The sequence below is a fragment of the Fluviispira vulneris genome (assembly GCF_014281055.1).
GTDB classification, from domain to species: Bacteria; Bdellovibrionota_B; Oligoflexia; order Silvanigrellales; family Silvanigrellaceae; genus Silvanigrella; species Silvanigrella vulneris.
In genome coordinates, this window is sequence record NZ_JACRSE010000001.1 from 712213 (window position 1) to 725809 (window position 13597).

Sequence of the window (13597 nt, forward strand, 5' to 3'; positions counted from 1 at the left end):
AATATTTGAAATAGGCTTTTATTATCGAGTTTTATTTACTCAAACGAGAATTTTGAAAAAATTATATATTTACTTATTTATAAAATATCAGAGCTTTGACAAATATTAATTTTTTGTTTTTGCATTTCTTGGATTGAATTTGCAATATCATTTTCTTTGAGATTAATCCCACGACATCCATCTAAAATAAGATGGGTTGTGAAATTTAATTTTGCACAGTCGAGTGCAGAAAATTTAACACAATAATCAGTTGCTAGCCCTAAAATATAAATATCTGTTGCAGAGATTGATCTTAAATATTCACCTAAACCCGTTGAAGAAGTGTGATCATTATCGAAAAAACCGCTGTAACTGTCCACTTCAGGATTTTGTCCTTTATGGAAAATACGTTTTATAAGTTGAGAATTCAATGATGAAACAAGTTGAGCTCCGTGTGTATTTTGCACACAATGAACGGGCCAAAGAATTTGTTCAATTCCATTGAGTTTGATAAACTCACCCACTTCTTTACCTATATGATTTATAGCAAAACTTTTGTGATTTTGTGGATGCCAATCTTGAGTAGCAATTATTTCAGCAAAAAAACCTTTAGAGTTTTTCATTAAGGTGTTTGCGATGGCTATGACTTCATCCCCCTGGGGCACAGCCAGTGCACCACCAGGAATAAAGTCATTTTGTAGGTCGATTAAAAGTAGGATATTTTTTTTCATCTTCATCTGTTTCTTAATTCTTTAAAACCTTTGCTGGTTCAATCTTATAGAGATCGAAAGTGCTTATGTTATCAAGAGGATTCTTTCCTGTAAAGCCACCGATATTCTTTTTAACAAGGTGAACAGCAACTGCTGTGTATAAAGGAAGAATTGGGTAATCGTTCATCGCAAAGCTAAGAGCCTCTTCAAAGTATTTTTTTCTCTTGTCAGCATCAAGCTCTGCTTCTGCTTTTTTTAATAATTTATCAAAGTTTTCACTGCGATATTTAGAGTTATTTTGAATATTATCACCCTTCAATAGCTCCGCAAAGGTATTTACATCGTTATAATCTCCATTCCATCTGTCAAAAGCGACTTGAAAATCTCCTTTTTGTCTTGTTTTCAAAAACACTTTCCACTCTTGATTTTCAAGTTCGACTTGAACACCGAGATGATCTTTCCACATAGAAGCGACAGCAAGAGCAAGCTTTTTAAAGTTTTCATTTGTACTGTAAGTAATTTTAAGCTTTAATGGATTTTTTTCTGAATAGCCTGCTTCAGCATATAGTTTTTTTGCTTCTTTTATTCTTTCTTCCATAGGCTGCTTTGACCAATTGTACTCATGCAATTGATAATTTTTAACTCCTTGTGCTGCAATATCGTTAGATGGAATCTCCCCTCTTCTTGTTACTTTATTTGTAATAACATTTCTATCAACCACTAAATTAAGTGCTTGTCTTAATTTTTTATTATCTTTAAATGGCGCGATTTGATTGTTGAAACTAAAAAAGTAACTGCCTAAAAAGGCGTGGCTACGAACTTCACTGCCAAGTTGTTTCTTTAATTTTTCGAATTGATCCGTTGCTATATCGTTCGTCATATCAAGCTGGCCTGAAAGAAACATCTGCTCTTCGCTGTTAACATTTTGTACTGGAAAATAATTTACTTCTTCTATGACAGTCTTACTTGCATTCCAATAATATGGATTTTTTACCAATGTTAACTTATCACCTACTCGCCAATAAGTGAGTTTATAAGGTCCATTGCTCACAAGTGTTCCTGGTTGGAAATATTTATCCCCGTATTTTTCCAATTCCTTTTTGTGCACAGGCGAGAAGTTTCTCATTACTAATACATCCAAAATTGCGGGATTTTTCTTTGAGAGTTGCACTTGCAAAGTATGATCATCGAGGGCTTTCGCTCCTAACGAACTCACAGAAACTTTTCCTTCGTTGACTTCTGCACCATTTTTAATTGCGTGGATTAAAAAAGAATAAGTCGAAGCTACCTTTGGATCCGCTAAACGTTGCATTCCAAATACATAATCATGCGCAGTAACGGGATCGCCATTTGACCATTTGGCATTTTTGCGCAAGTGAAAAGTATAGGTGAGACCATCAGCACTGATATCCCACTTTTCAGCGCCTGCAGGCACAACAACACCTTCATTGTTATCACGCACTAGGCCTTCAAAAAGATCGATAGCAACGTTATTACCCTGTTTATCTTCTGTTTTTTGTGTATCAAGGGTTGGAAGTTCTGCACCATTCCCTTTATTAAAAACCTGTTTTTTTGCTAAAGTTACATTTTTAGGAACTTCAGCTGCAAACGAAACTGAGGAAAACAAGAGTGTTGCTAACACACTCGAGGATATGAGCTTATTTCTTGAAACCGCCATAACTGAGATCTCCCATACTGTTGTACTTTTTTAAAATGCAACGCAAAAATATCATCGATTTTTTTGGCCGTCTAGCCTATTTCTAATTATTATAAAAAAAAACTCTCAAAAAAAATTTTTGAGAGTTTTTCATGAGTTTTAAGAACTTTAAATGATTTAATTTGCCCTGCGTCCACGTTCCAGATCTTCTTGATGACGCAAAGAATAGAGCGCCCATGGCTGGATCTGCAAACGTTTAAATCCGATTGGATCTCCTGTTCCTTCACACAGACCATAAGTGCCATCATTGGCATCAATTTTTCTGAGAGCTTTTTCAATAAGAGAAAGCTTGTTACGTTCCGCCTCAGCAAGTTTCATATTGACTTCTTGATCGGTTTCGACAGAGGCAAGATCTGTCTCATCAGAGATATCATCACGGCTAATTTCATATGCGCCTTCAGTTTTGCGTGCATGTTCTTTAGCATAAAGTTCATCACGCATCTTTGTAAGAACAGATTTGAGCTGAATAATCTCTTCACGAGTCAACTCTTGTGGTTGGGAAGGCATCTTAGGTGGCATCGTTTTTCGTACTCCTACACAACACTGATACCAAAAACAAACATTGGTATGACTTTATGAGATGCAAATATAAACATCAAATGTCTAAATTCGCCATTTAAAATTGATATGGTTTACCACATCGGAAAATTGACATACACTAAACCATCACCAATAGTCTAGGGATACTAAACATACTCTTTTTGTTTACCTAATCAAAGAGCATAAAGGAAATTCATCGTATGCTAAGTCGCTTTGTAAACCAAGAATTAGTTGAGTGCATTAATTTTATAGGAGGGAAATGGATAAAACCAGCTGAAGAGCTTTCACACATTAAAAATCCTTCGACAGGATTGCCTATCGCACGCACATTTAGAAGCAACGTCCATGATATCTCACAAGCAATTAATTCAGCGCAAGCTGTACAAAAGGTATGGGCTGAAACAAGTTTGCGTGAAAGAGCTCAGATCTTAAATCAATTTAGAGGCTGGATTTTAGAAAACCTTGAGCTTCTCTCGCAAACGATTAGCAATGAATGTGGCAAACTTCCGAAGGAAGCACAGGATGGCTTGCTAAAAGGTGTTGAAATTATTGATTTTGCCATAAGTCTACCTGCAAGTGAACGCCTTTATAAAACACCTGTTTCTAGGGGAGTGACCTGTGAATACCGCAGGGAAGCGCTTGGGATTGTCGCAGGTATTACCCCAAGTAATTTTCCAGCTATGGTGCCATTGTGGATGATCCCAAATGCTTTGATCGTTGGAAATTGTTTTATTTGGAAACCATCTGAAAAAACAGCGATGACCTCTTTGCTTATTGCAGAAGGCTTGAAAAAAGCGGGATTGCCCGATGGCGTTCTCAGCGTTGTTCAGGGTGATAAAGTAACAGTCGATGGCCTCTGCGAACATGACGACATAAAAGCAATTGCTTTTGTGGGTTCAACTCCTGTGGCAAAAGAGGTGTATAAAAGAGCAACGGCACATGGGAAAAGAGCATTAACGTTAGGAAGCGCAAAAAATCATATTATTTTAATGCCAGATGCAGATAAAGAAACAGCTGTTGATGGAATTCTTGCATCATTTACAGGATGCGCTGGCCAGCGTTGTATGGCTGCAAGTGTCTTACTTGCAGTTGGAGAAGTAGATCAAATAATAAACACACTTGCCGAACGAGCAAAAGAATTTCAGCCTAAAATAAATATGGGCGCAATAATAACAAATGAGTCTTATATTCGTTTGTGCAATGCAATTGATAAAGCACAAAAAGAAGGTGCAAAAATTGTTGTGGACGGACGTAAAGTAACAATTCCAAAAGAATTTGAAAAAGGCTACTGGTTGAATCCTACTATATTAGACAACGTAACAGCAGAAAGTTTTGCCGCAAAAGAAGAACTCTTTGGCCCTATCCTTTCAATTATTCGCTGTAAAAACCTAGCTGAAGCTCTCTCGATTGAAAATGCAAACCCTTACGGCAATGCTGCTTCCGTTTTTACAACACGGGGTGATGTTGCTGAATATGTCTCAGAAAAGGCGCAATCTGGCATGATTGGAATCAATGTCGGAATCCCTGTTCCTCGGGAACCATTTTCCTTTGGTGGTTTCAATCAATCCAAATTTGGACATGGAGATATCACTGGGGAAAGTGGAATTGAGTTTTGGAGCCAAAGGAAAAAAATTACGAGCAAATGGATGCAACAAAAAACAAACAATTGGATGTCATGAATCAACTTGATGCTTCAATAAAGTAACTGTCGGATGTTTTAAATATAAGCACTAAAGTAACTGTCAGATGTTTTATACAGCTTGGAGAATCAAAATGGCAAATAACGGTCATGTTCTTTTAACTTCTCACCCTGCAAGCATTTTTAAACAAGCAGCTCCTCTCAACTGGGGAGAAAGCACACCCATTTTACGTGGTCCTGTGGTCGCATCTTTAACAAAAAGAGAGCACCGTAATGCGATTGGTACCCATAGTGGCAGCTACACTGTCTACAGAGCATTGGCCAATGCTTCTGGTGCCTTGACTATGGACCATAAACCTGACCTTACCAACACAGCACCCATCACAAATATTGGTCCTTTTCCGTCATGGGGCGACCCAGAAAAAATAGTCAGTCTTGACCCTTGGGGGGCTCAAGTCGCAGAAGCTTTTAAAAGTTTTTATGAAAAAGGATATGATATAAGACCAACAATTGCAATAACAACCGCTCATATTAATATGCCAGAAATAAATCAAGCAATTGAGTCAGGAAGATTGCATATTGATAATAAGATCATTACAAAAAACAAAGATGTTCTTGTAACTAAAGCAGCCATCGATCCCGTTTGGTATTTACCCGGAATTGCAAAGAGATTTAATGTTTCAGAAGGCGATCTCCGTCGAGTTCTTTTTGATCAAACGGGAGGAATGTTTCCTGAACTCATAACTCGCAAAGATTTAAAAATATTGCTTCCACCCATAGGCAGCACGTCTATTTATATGTTTGGAAATGTTGCGCATATATCTGATCTCTCTAAACAATTGACAGTACGTATTCATGATGAATGCAATGGATCTGACGTATTTGGTTCAGATATTTGCACCTGCCGCCCTTATCTAACTCATGGCATTGAAGAATCTATTCGCACTGCACAGGAAGGCGGATCTGGAGTGATTGTTTATTTTCGCAAAGAGGGACGTGCACTGGGTGAAGTGACAAAATTTCTCGTATACAATGCACGCAAAAGGCAAGAAGGTGGTGACAGTGCAGCTACTTATTTTCACCGGACAGAATGTGTCGCAGGCGTACAAGACATGCGTTTTCAACAACTTATGCCAGATGTTTTGCATTGGCTCGGTATACAACGCATAGACAATCTCGTGTCTATGAGTGATATGAAATACAATGCAATTGTTGACAGTGGAATAGAGGTTATCCGTAGGGTCTCAATACCCGATGAGCTTATACCATTGGATGCACAAGTAGAAATGGAAGCCAAAAAAGCGGCGGGATACTATACTGAAGGGAAAACAAAAGATGCGACTGAGCTCTTAAAAGTGAAAGGACGCAATCTGAATGAGTGATAATATGATAGATTATAGTGGAGATATCAACGATATTGAATATATCTTTTCTCCAGCAACAATTCGAAAAAAATCTTTAGAAATATATAATTTAACAATAGCTGACAAAACTCAGTTTCAAATTCATCTTGATAAAATTGATGAAGTTTCAAAATTTGTGATTGATGTTACTTTAAGCAATTATCCAAAATTAAATATTCCATTTCATTCGCGGTGGAATCACTTTAACGTTGGCAATATCGACAGAGTTTCAGAACTTATCTTACAACTTGAAAAGCAGACTCCCAGCCAACAAACCAAAGCGAAACTCGATCTCGTCGTTGTGAGTGTGCTGCTCGATGCAGGCGCTGGTATGCGCTGGCGTTACTTAGAACAAAAGTCGGGCAAAGAATATTCTCGTTCCGAAGGACTGGCTGTAGCAAGCTTTCGTCTATTTTTAGCAGGATTCTTTTCTGCCGACAAAAAAAGTCCTTTGCGTGTCGACGCCGAAAGACTTCTCTGCATAAGTGAAAAAGAACTGGCAGATGGCCTACAAGTAACTGAAAAAAATCCAATTATTGGTCTACAAGGGCGCTTAAAACTTCTGCACAATTTAGGACATGCTTTGCATAACGATGTGGATCTCTTTGGCACAGAAAGTCAGCGCATAGGAAATATGCTCGATTATTTCCAAGAAAAATCACCCTCAGGAAAAATATCAGCAACTTTTATTTTGCGCACATTGCAGCAGGGATTAGGTTCCATCTGGCCTGGACGGGCCACAATCAATCAAGTCAATATTGGTGATGTTTGGAACTATAAAGCTCTCGGTGAAGGGATTCAAGCTCTCGTTCCTTTTCATAAGTTGTCACAATGGCTTTCTTATTCTTTATTTGAGCCACTCACGGAAGCTGGTTTGAGCATTACGCAAATAGATTCCCTCACAGGTTTAGCAGAATATCGCAATGGAGGCCTTATCCTCGATTCAGGTTTAATCACTTTAAAAAACAAGGAAGAGCTTGAAAAAGTCCACTTGCCAAGTTCAGATCTTATTATTGAGTGGAGAGCTTTGACGATCACTTTCCTCGATGAAATCGGGAAAAAAGTAACAGAAATTTTGGGAAAAAAACCTTCAGAATTCCCTTTGGCGCGTGTTCTAGAAGGGGGTACATGGTGGGCTGGAAGAAAAATGGCTGAACAAATGCGCAAAGATAAAAGTCCACCCCTAAAAATAAACAGCGATGGAACTGTTTTTTAGTTTTTTTCAAAATTTCTTTCGCAGATTTACTAAAAATAATTTTTTTTATAATAAATATGCTAAAGGTTTTTCCCTAGAAACTGAGCATATGAATATTTTCTTCGATTATTATTTAAACGGCGCAGCTGAAAAAAATTCGACAAATCCTAAAATATATCCTTATTATTACAATAATTTTTCTTCATTGCCCAAAACCTTAATCATAGCCGGAGAATGCGATCCCCTGCGTGATGATGCCTATCTCTATGCACAAAAGTGTTATACTCATAAAACAGAAATGAAGTACTACGAATTTGCAGGAACTGTTCACGGCTTTTTCAGTACACTCGACACTTTTCCGGAGGCTAGGATATCAGCAGATTTAGTCTGTGAATTTATTTCAGCGTCCTCAGCAGTGGGAGAAAATTCTAGAATTTTAGGAACCTTTTCTACTGCAAATCTCTCTCTGATTTTATGAGAGCTGTCGATCACACAGGTGAAATCGCTCAAGTCAAAAGCTTTTAACACATCGTCAGGATTGGATTTAGTAGAAAAAGTATTTATTAATATCACATTTTCTTTATTGTTTTTATACTCTTTAATCTTTTCAAGTTTTTCCTTGCAGTCTATGCACCAAGTGGAAAAAAATACGAGTTTAACCTTTGGCAAAGTTTTTATAGATTTTTCGAAATCTGTTAATCCCATGTCCTGACATTTTGCGTAGCAAAACAAAGTATAATTGAGAAAAAAAATAAAAAACGAAATGCGCAAAAAATTTTTAAACATAGATCACATTTATATATAGTTAGAAAAAATAGTTCCTAAATACTACCATTTAAGAACAATTAACAATATTACAAATATTATTTTTTAGCAAATTTATTGTAATTTATTATTAGAAAAATGTTCTTTCATATGAAAGAGACAATGTATCAAAAGTTGTTTGATTTGCATTCGTAAAATAACCTAAATCTCCATTATAGGCTCCACCCATGGTATAAGACAACCTAAATGTATCTTCAAAAGTTGGTTTGTATTTTACATTGGCAAATAAGGAATTGGACTGTGCAGCATTTCTTGTCCAAGAAGTTTCTACGCCTGTGGTATTATTTTTATTTGTAACGACTTCTTTCCCAATATAATCAAGTATTGCACCACCTTGTACAGATATTTTGCTTTCTTTAAAAGAATGCCCAACTGTAAGAACAGTGGTGTATTGAAGATCGCGAGTGCGTTTAATTTGTGTTGTCGTTGAACTCAACATCCCACAGCAGGTTCTTCCTGCATTATCAGGATGTCTATCGAATGAATATGTCACAAATTGAGCAAAACCGAATTGGATAAATGGCATACCAAACCAGAAATCAAGTCCACCTGTGACTTGATGAAAACCATTGCCTACTGTTTTCACTGCTACAGGGTCATCATCGACCATATTTTTTGCAAGGCTGGGTTTATAACTGAGTGCCAATTGAATTTGTGGACGATAGGTGCTTGCAAGACTCATATCCATTAAATTGTAGCGGCCTGCGAGAATAGGATCGGCAACTAAATATTTATGTTCAAAACCTTCATTGACATTGGTTGGATTCACATCTCCTTGATTACGGACAAAAGACCCAGTTAAAGTAACAAACGAATTTTTAGTAGTTCTATAGCCAATTCCTAAAGTTAAAATACGTCGAGAAGATATTTTATGATTCGGAATTTGTTTCGTTTCTGAGATTTTTTTTACACCATAATCCATATAATTAAAATTTTGTGCGATCCCAAAATACATTTTCAAATTTTCATCGGGATTTAAAACCAATGGAGAGGTTGCACTTGATCCACAAGATGAGCATGCAAAAGCAGATTTCATAATCGTAAAGAAAACACCAGTAACAATAGTTGAATATATTTGACGAAACTTCATTTTTTACCCTTAAAACAACTTAAAACAACAAATCCGTAAAGAAAAATTACGGATTTTTTTGGATAGCACTTAAAAATAATTATTCAAGAAAAATACGCGAAACAAAATGTTGCAGTGATTTGCAAAAAAAATGATCTTTACATTTTAAAAAAATAATATAAAACTTAAACAGCATTATATATGAATATATCACTCAATAATGCTATATCACTAGAAATTTCAAGGAGATAAATTTTGAAAACACTTTTTAAAAAAACCGCTATATTACTGGTTATCTCTGCATTATTAACTAGTTGCGCAAGCATGTATGGAGATAATACCCGACTTGTCAAAGTCGATTCCCAACCACAAGGAGCTGATATTTATATTGATGGAGCCCGTGTCGGAAAAACCCCTTCTGTTATTACTCTCTCTTCTTATATTTATGGTGGTAAAACTCTTGTTCTAAGAAAAGAAAATTTCTCAGAAACTTCTATTATGGTTAATTCTAAATTCCAACCTGTCGGTATATGGAATATTTTAAATGGTTTTGGCTTTCTAATCGATGCCGCAACAGGAAATATTTTAAAGATTGATCCTGCGAATTTATCAGTACATACAGAACTAACGCCGATTATTCATTAAAAAAATAAATTAACAAAATATTTAAAACACTTAAGTATAACGATCCGAAAAAAGTTTTCTTATTTCAGATCGTTTTTAATTTGTATAATTAATTTGTTCTTCTTGCTTAGTCATAAGCTCATTCACGCTTTGAAAAACTTTTGAGACCTCGCGATCGATCGCATTGCTTTCTTTGATATCTTTTAAAAAAGTTGCCAATTTATCTTTATTTTTATTCTTTGAAAAAACTTTACTCTCATTTAATAATAAATTTTCTACATTTGCAATTCTCTCATGATTTTTGGCAATAAACTTTTGAAAAAGCGCAATTAATAAATCTTTTTCTCTGCGCAACTGTTCTGCTATCAAAGCATATTCTTCCATATTGAGTGCACGGGTAATCTCGTGAATAAGAAGTTCATGCGGAACAGGTTTATCGAGTAATCCATAGACCCCAAGACGAAGTGATTGAATGGCATCTTTTTTATTAGCAAATGCTGACTGGATAATAATGGGTTTACGGATATTTAACTTCCTAATTTCAGAAACAAACTTGAGTCCGTCAAGCATAGGCATTTTAATATCAGAGATTATTAAATTGGGCACATCTCCGGATTTGATTTTCTCTAAAGCTTCAACAGATGAATTGAATAAAACGATATTGATCTTCAAATAGATTTGAATGACTGATGCCATTGCATCCAATATATCTGGTTCATCGTCTACTATAAAAATTGTTTTATCCATAAAGTCTTTCTTCATTGCAAAGCTCCTTTAGCAAACAATCTTAATTCCACACGTTTATCTTTTTATTTTCATTCAAATCAGTCTGACTAATCCATTATAGTTTTTAAATGCCGCTCTTTGTCTGAACCTATGCTTTTTATTTATCCTCCGGAAATGAGCTACTAAATGTGTAACTACTCACTGTCCCATTTTCATTAAAACGTATGGTTAGGTCTTTTGTTTGACTTTCAGAAAAGGCGGAATATTTATAATACCCATATGAATATGTTCTGTAGCCAGAATCATAACCCACACGAAATGGTGGGCCAAAAGCCTTTTCAATTTCATCTTTTGTCGTTTTGTCTGATTTTATCCAAGTGACTTTGGCTGGAAACTGGGTGCCCACAGTAAGGCAAGAAACGGTAAGGAGGGATGCTCCAGAGAGAGAAACGAGGCTCAAAGCTGTTTGGAAATTCATATCTATCCTTTATTACTGAATAAAATGTTTAAATAATTATGCATTGCTGAAAGAAAATTTAAATTTGCTCTCATAACTTCATACATCATTCTGATTATGGCTTCAAAGGGAGTTTAGAAAGTAGACAAAAATTACGATAAAAATAAAGGAGAGATGTTCAAAAAAGCATCACTCTGACCTTTTGGAGGATTTAGACTGATTCTAATAAATTATTAACATTATGAAATTAAAAAGATTTTTTCTTGACGTCATTTTTCTCTTGCAAATAGAGACGTTCCGTGAAACACTGGGAACCGAGAATACTCCGTGAGTCATGAAAAGTTTTCAGAGCCACCGTTTTTCTCAAAGTTTTTATTGTTCGATACAACGCGTGGCATGGGGCTTTTGTGTTAGATCGGCATTTGTTCAATTCAACTGGAGATCCTGTGGGTACCAAGTTATATGTAGGCAATTTGCCTTTTTCTGTTAGTGAAAATGATGTTGCTAGTCTTTTTGAAAAGGCTGGTAATGTGGCTTCCGTTCGTGCCGTTATGGATCGCGAAACAGGCCGTTTTAAAGGATTCTGTTTTGTTGAAATGGGAACAGAAGCTGAAGCACAACAAGCTATTTCTATGTTCAACGGTTCTGAGCTTAACGGCCGTCCAATGATCGTAAACGAAGCTCGTCCACCTGAACCACGCAACAACCGCGGTGGATTCGGCGGCGGTCATCGTGGTGGCGATCGTGGTGGAAACCGCACTCGCTACTAAGATCAAGCTCAATTGATCCTTTTGCTAACGCGAATTAAAAAGCCCTCGTTCCTTTTAGGACTGAGGGCTTTTTAATTACTAATTAACTTCGTCCATTATAAATAGATTCAATACTTTCTCCATTCATTTTTCTCTGATGCAAATTTTGCTGTTTAGCAAAGTTTTCCATTACATCTTGCACAGTTTTATTTTGATTTTCTAAACTCTGCTCCCATGGTTTCTGTTGTTCCCATGGTTTCTGTTGTTCCCATGGTTTCTGTTGTTCCCATGGTTTAGTAAAATCATTTTTTGCATAATTATATTCCCAAGAATCCTCATGCCAAATTTTATCCTGCTCCCATGGCTTTTTCTGCTCCCATAAATTATTATAATTGTGAAAAATTTTTCGATAATTTGCTAAATTTTCAAAACTTACAAGCTCCCAAGGATTTTTATCCTCAGGTTGAGAGCCAGGTTCACGCATTGAGTCATTATTTTTTCCTACAAAATCAAATTTATAACGATAAAGCCTTTGCTTATGCTCAACAATTTGCCCTGGTTCATTGTAATTTTTTTGTGGATCCCACGCTGAATACACTGGCTGAAAAGAATCAGGTTGAATTGAAGACTTAGAATCATTTAATGTGTATTTACTATCTTGTGCAAAAGAATATAACGGTAAGACCAAAAATACACAAAGTATTTTTGGTGTAAATTTAAATTTATGCATAATCTCTTCTCTCAAAAAAAATAAAAACTTTCTTAAAATAATTAATTATATAAGTTAATTTTACACATTAAATTAATTATAAAATAAAAATATAAATAACACTTAATTAACTAACTTAAAAAAATTTAAATTTCTAGATAAATTAAAATATATTTTAATAAAATTTTAATTGATTTATTTTTAAACAATTTCATTCATTCTAACTTTACATCACTGCCTCAACTTCAACTCTCCTTTATTTTCCAAAGAGAATCGGTAAACATTTTCTTTTCATCGGTAAAATTTTTTATTACAGAAAATCCAGTATTCTGAGCAAAATTAAAAATATCATTATCTGAGTATTTAAATGAATTTTCTACGTGAATCGCCTCACCATAATCAAAACAAAATGATTTTTGTAATTTTTTAAAATAAATTGTCTGCAGTTTTTCAGAAATTAAAAACTTTGCATCGCTCCAATTAAGGGGTTGTAAAATCCATGATGAGAAAAGTTAGATTTTATAAAATTGGAGCCAATCTCAGCATTCATTCTTACAAGCAAATTTAAATTAAAATCGTGAGTTATATTCGCTTTATCGTTATAAGCTTCCGTAAGCAATGAAATATCTTTTTTCTTATCAAAACCTATGAGTAGAAAATCATTTTTTGTCATATGCTGACTAATTCCACTAAGCAAATCTTTTACCTGCGCTGGATCATAATTTCCAATCGTTGAACCTAAAAATAGAAAAAAGCGCCCATTATTGTCAATTGCAGGAGAAGAAAATGAATTATAATCTCCAATGATCGAGCTGGTTTGAATGTTTGGATATTTCCTGAACCGCGCAAGTGATTGTTCGATAGCAGAGATGCTAATATCAATAGCTTTGTAACTTATTTCTTTGGGATTCCAAGTCATAAAATGCTTAAGAATAATTTCTGCCTTCGAACCATCACCAGGCCCGAATTCTAAAATTTCTTTAATTTTCCCAACATAAGGTTTTAATTCACTCGCACAAGATGCTAAAATTTGCTTCTCAGTACGTGTTAAATAGTATTCTTCCTGCTCTGTTATAAGATCAAAAAGACGACTTCCTTCTTTATCGTAAAAATATTTGCTAGGAATTCGTTTTGGAAAACTCTCTAGTCCCTGCTTTACATCCAAAGCGAATTCTGATTCCTGTAATGAATTTTTATTATTGTTCATATTTTTTCCTATAATAAATTTATTTTATTTGAATAAAATATTTAATTT

General features: G+C 35.3%; 15 protein-coding genes. 6 read left to right on the plus strand and 9 right to left on the minus strand.

Annotated elements, in window-relative coordinates:
• Positions 1 to 77 precede the first annotated feature (77 nt).
• The 3 genes from pncA to H7355_RS02830 all read right to left on the minus strand — a co-directional run bounded on the left by pncA (position 78) and on the right by H7355_RS02830 (position 2925).
• Positions 78 to 710 (minus strand): bifunctional nicotinamidase/pyrazinamidase, encoded by a 633-nt coding sequence (gene pncA, locus H7355_RS02820; protein ID WP_222435643.1) that lies wholly within the window; start codon positions 708 to 710, stop codon positions 78 to 80.
• Positions 711 to 723: 13 nt separating this feature from the next.
• Complete coding sequence (locus H7355_RS02825; RefSeq protein ID WP_186644942.1) at positions 724 to 2367, minus strand: peptide ABC transporter substrate-binding protein; 1644 nt, start codon at positions 2365 to 2367, stop codon at positions 724 to 726.
• Positions 2368 to 2523: 156 nt separating this feature from the next.
• The gene (locus H7355_RS02830) at positions 2524 to 2925 is read right to left on the minus strand and encodes a TraR/DksA family transcriptional regulator (RefSeq protein WP_186644944.1); all 402 of its coding nucleotides are present in this window, start codon (positions 2923 to 2925) and stop codon (positions 2524 to 2526) included.
• Positions 2926 to 3146: 221 nt separating this feature from the next.
• Between H7355_RS02830 and mmsA the strand changes: the two genes are divergently transcribed.
• The 4 genes from mmsA to H7355_RS02850 all read left to right on the plus strand — a co-directional run bounded on the left by mmsA (position 3147) and on the right by H7355_RS02850 (position 7661).
• Entirely contained in the window at positions 3147 to 4625 is a 1479-nt protein-coding gene (mmsA, locus tag H7355_RS02835; RefSeq protein ID WP_186644951.1) for a CoA-acylating methylmalonate-semialdehyde dehydrogenase, read from the plus strand.
• A 94-nt stretch (positions 4626 to 4719) separates the two neighbouring features.
• Positions 4720 to 5967, plus strand: a complete 1248-nt coding sequence (locus H7355_RS02840) for a GTP cyclohydrolase II (protein ID WP_186644953.1) — start codon at positions 4720 to 4722, stop codon at positions 5965 to 5967.
• Positions 5960 to 7204 (plus strand): DUF1688 family protein, encoded by a 1245-nt coding sequence (locus tag H7355_RS02845; RefSeq protein ID WP_222435644.1) that lies wholly within the window; start codon positions 5960 to 5962, stop codon positions 7202 to 7204. Before H7355_RS02840 ends, H7355_RS02845 begins: the two co-directional genes overlap by 8 nt.
• On the plus strand, positions 7188 to 7661 hold the full coding sequence (locus H7355_RS02850; protein ID WP_186644955.1) for an alpha/beta hydrolase fold domain-containing protein: 474 nt from the start codon (positions 7188 to 7190) through the stop codon (positions 7659 to 7661). Before H7355_RS02845 ends, H7355_RS02850 begins: the two co-directional genes overlap by 17 nt.
• 417 nt (positions 7662 to 8078) lie before the next feature.
• Here the strand turns inward: H7355_RS02850 and H7355_RS02855 are convergent, their stop codons facing one another.
• Positions 8079 to 9098, minus strand: a complete 1020-nt coding sequence (locus tag H7355_RS02855) for a hypothetical protein (protein WP_186644957.1) — start codon at positions 9096 to 9098, stop codon at positions 8079 to 8081.
• Positions 9099 to 9332: 234 nt separating this feature from the next.
• Here H7355_RS02855 and H7355_RS02860 point away from each other — a divergent pair, with 234 nt between their 5' ends.
• Positions 9333 to 9722 carry a PEGA domain-containing protein gene (locus tag H7355_RS02860; RefSeq protein ID WP_186644959.1) on the plus strand — a complete coding sequence of 130 codons (390 nt, stop codon included), beginning with the start codon at positions 9333 to 9335 and terminating at the stop codon, positions 9720 to 9722.
• A gap of 75 nt (positions 9723 to 9797) precedes the next feature.
• Here the strand turns inward: H7355_RS02860 and H7355_RS02865 are convergent, their stop codons facing one another.
• Entirely contained in the window at positions 9798 to 10463 is a 666-nt protein-coding gene (locus H7355_RS02865; RefSeq protein WP_186644961.1) for a response regulator, read from the minus strand.
• A gap of 121 nt (positions 10464 to 10584) precedes the next feature.
• On the minus strand, positions 10585 to 10905 hold the full coding sequence (locus tag H7355_RS02870; RefSeq protein WP_186644963.1) for a hypothetical protein: 321 nt from the start codon (positions 10903 to 10905) through the stop codon (positions 10585 to 10587).
• Between the two features lie 425 nt (positions 10906 to 11330).
• Between H7355_RS02870 and H7355_RS02875 the strand changes: the two genes are divergently transcribed.
• Entirely contained in the window at positions 11331 to 11654 is a 324-nt protein-coding gene (locus H7355_RS02875) for an RNA recognition motif domain-containing protein (protein ID WP_130612839.1), read from the plus strand.
• An 82-nt stretch (positions 11655 to 11736) separates the two neighbouring features.
• On the opposite strand, the gene H7355_RS02880 is transcribed toward H7355_RS02875, so the two are convergent.
• The 3 genes from H7355_RS02880 to H7355_RS02890 form a co-directional block, all read right to left on the minus strand.
• A complete protein-coding gene (locus tag H7355_RS02880) occupies positions 11737 to 12363 on the minus strand; it encodes a hypothetical protein (RefSeq protein WP_186644965.1) in 627 nt (208 codons plus the stop codon).
• A gap of 224 nt (positions 12364 to 12587) precedes the next feature.
• The gene (locus H7355_RS16190) at positions 12588 to 12839 is read right to left on the minus strand and encodes an L-histidine N(alpha)-methyltransferase (protein ID WP_186645394.1); all 252 of its coding nucleotides are present in this window, start codon (positions 12837 to 12839) and stop codon (positions 12588 to 12590) included.
• Complete coding sequence (locus tag H7355_RS02890; protein WP_186644967.1) at positions 12800 to 13549, minus strand: L-histidine N(alpha)-methyltransferase; 750 nt, start codon at positions 13547 to 13549, stop codon at positions 12800 to 12802. The genes H7355_RS16190 and H7355_RS02890 overlap by 40 nt, the downstream gene beginning before the upstream one ends.
• Positions 13550 to 13597: the final 48 nt, after the last annotated feature.

Bases quoted from the DNA above. Each gene is read 5' to 3' on its own strand.
- H7355_RS02865 (WP_186644961.1), bottom strand. From the start codon at position 10,463: ATGAAGAAAGACTTTATGGATAAAACAATTTTTATAGTAGACGATGAA.
- H7355_RS02870 (WP_186644963.1), bottom strand. From the start codon at position 10,905: ATGAATTTCCAAACAGCTTTGAGCCTCGTTTCTCTCTCTGGAGCATCC.
- pncA (WP_222435643.1), bottom strand. From the start codon at position 710: ATGAAAAAAAATATCCTACTTTTAATCGACCTACAAAATGACTTTATT.
- H7355_RS02850 (WP_186644955.1), top strand. From the start codon at position 7,188: ATGGAACTGTTTTTTAGTTTTTTTCAAAATTTCTTTCGCAGATTTACT.
- H7355_RS02890 (WP_186644967.1), bottom strand. From the start codon at position 13,549: ATGAACAATAATAAAAATTCATTACAGGAATCAGAATTCGCTTTGGAT.
- H7355_RS02825 (WP_186644942.1), bottom strand. From the start codon at position 2,367: ATGGCGGTTTCAAGAAATAAGCTCATATCCTCGAGTGTGTTAGCAACA.
- H7355_RS02845 (WP_222435644.1), top strand. From the start codon at position 5,960: ATGAGTGATAATATGATAGATTATAGTGGAGATATCAACGATATTGAA.
- H7355_RS02855 (WP_186644957.1), bottom strand. From the start codon at position 9,098: ATGAAGTTTCGTCAAATATATTCAACTATTGTTACTGGTGTTTTCTTT.
- H7355_RS02840 (WP_186644953.1), top strand. From the start codon at position 4,720: ATGGCAAATAACGGTCATGTTCTTTTAACTTCTCACCCTGCAAGCATT.
- mmsA (WP_186644951.1), top strand. From the start codon at position 3,147: ATGCTAAGTCGCTTTGTAAACCAAGAATTAGTTGAGTGCATTAATTTT.
- H7355_RS02830 (WP_186644944.1), bottom strand. From the start codon at position 2,925: ATGCCACCTAAGATGCCTTCCCAACCACAAGAGTTGACTCGTGAAGAG.
- H7355_RS02880 (WP_186644965.1), bottom strand. From the start codon at position 12,363: ATGCATAAATTTAAATTTACACCAAAAATACTTTGTGTATTTTTGGTC.